Below are 277 nucleotides of genomic sequence, written 5' to 3'. Positions count from 1 at the left end.
TGGTCGGGTCGGCGTCGGCATCGTCCGTGTTAAGGGCCGCCAGTTCCGCATCCGTGGCAAAGGTACCGTCAAGGTCCTGGCTCAGGGTACCGCCTGCATCGGTCACCGTTATGGAGGTGCCCGTCAGCCCAACTGCCGTGTTGTATTCGTTCGTGGGGTCAGCGTCGGCATCGTCCGTGTTGAGTGCGGCAAGCTCGGCGTCCGTGGCGAAGGTTCCGTCAAGGTCCTGGCTCAATGTGCCACCGGCATCGGTCACCGTTATCGAGGTGCCCGTCAG

General features: G+C 63.5%; 1 protein-coding gene. It reads right to left on the bottom strand.

Annotated features, from left to right (window positions below):
• The coding region (locus GTQ34_RS16660) for a hypothetical protein (RefSeq protein ID WP_208103922.1) at window positions 1-277 on the bottom strand (277 nt) is incomplete at both ends.

The sequence above is a fragment of the Flagellimonas ochracea genome (genome assembly GCF_009903685.1).
In the GTDB taxonomy this organism is placed as follows: Bacteria; Bacteroidota; Bacteroidia; order Flavobacteriales; family Flavobacteriaceae; genus Flagellimonas; species Flagellimonas ochracea.
This window is presented reverse-complemented; position numbering and strand designations above follow the sequence as displayed.